The following is a 1442-nucleotide window of genomic DNA, read 5'->3' on the forward strand; positions in this document are numbered from 1 at the left end:
TGGATCTACGTCAATATTTAGGACACATAAAAGTTAATTTTTTTCATTGTGCTTCGAAACTTATTTAAATGTGTATTTGAAGGCTTGACATGGAGCCTCTGTGTGCGTGGTGATTTGCGAAAGACGAAAGGTTAGTAAAACACATTTCGCCAGGCGAAAGCCTACCACGCTCACCTCTCCAAGTAAAGCCGTGCTCTAATGTTATGTGGTGCAATTATGCTGCTTGGTGGAGTGCTAAATCTTCCATCTCTTGTGGTGTTAGATATCCAATACTACCGTGTATTCTTTTACGGTTATACCAGCCTTCAATATATTTAAATAACTCTACTCTCGCAGCGTTAAAATCTAAGTATTGTACGTGATTTACTTCTTCTTTCTTTAAAATCGCATGAAAAGACTCGATACAAGCATTGTCATAAGGGCTTCCCTTGTGACTGAAGGAGTGTGTCATCTTATAATCCTGAATCTTTTCTGCGAAGGAGTCGCTTGTATATTGTGAACCCAAATCGGAATGGAAGATGACACCATCATTGGGTTTCTGTGTGACATAAGCGTTTTCTAAAGCCTTTTCTACCAATTCAGTCGTCATCGAACGTCCAAATGAATACCCAATAACCTTTCTTGAATGCAGGTCTAATACAGATGCAAGGTAACACCAACCATCACGAAGCGTGTGAATATACGTGATATCCCCAACCCACTTTTGGTTGATCGTAGTCGTAGAAAAGTCTCTGTTAATAATATTTTCTCGTTCTTCCACCTTTTCTTTACTAGGTGTCGGACGGAACTTTTTAACGATGATGGATCGGATATCAGCTACTTTCATCAGGCGTTGAACTCGTTTTAAGCTAATCTTGTGACCTTGTTTTTCAAGGGTTTCATGTATCTTAGGTGCACCATATCGTTTCTTACTTTCTTCATGAATCTGGATAATCTTTTCTGTGAATTCACGGTTCTCACGGTCACGATTCGATTCTGTTTTATTCAATGATTGGTAGTAAGTACTTTTAGGTATATCAAGGGTTTCGCACATCGTACGAATGGAATAATCATCTTTATGTTCTGTAATAAATTCAGTTAGTTCTGAGTCACTTACTTTCGAGCGAATATGGCCATAGCCTTTTTTAATATCTCATTTTCCTCCTGTATACGGAGAAGTTGTTTCTGGAGCTTTGCATAATCATCTGGAGTTACAGATGAACCATCTTCTAATTCGATTGGAGAAAACTTCTTAATCCAAGCATAAATAGATACTTCAGAGATGCCATATTCGCTACTTAAATCTTTAACAGAACTGCCAGAATGATAAAGATCAACAATCATTTTTCGGAAATCATCGTTATACCGTTTCCCATTATTTTTCTTACTCATCGGACACATCCTCCTTAAAAGTCATTGTATAAATTTAACTTAGATGTGTCCATGAAACTATACTAGCATCA

At 37.5% G+C, this 1442-nt stretch carries 1 protein-coding gene; it reads right to left on the reverse strand.

Annotated elements, in window-relative coordinates; genetic code table 11:
• Window positions 1-214: 214 nt before the first annotated feature.
• Window positions 215-1371 (reverse strand): IS3 family transposase gene (locus tag KI363_RS21505; protein ID WP_212967602.1). Its coding sequence is split into 2 segments (ribosomal slippage): window positions 215-1128 and window positions 1128-1371, totalling 1158 coding nucleotides; the frame shifts between segments, so codons are not numbered across the junction.
• Window positions 1372-1442 lie beyond the last annotated feature (71 nt).

This window comes from Lederbergia ruris (assembly GCF_018332955.1).
GTDB classification, from domain to species: Bacteria; Bacillota; Bacilli; order Bacillales; family Bacillaceae_C; genus Lederbergia; species Lederbergia ruris.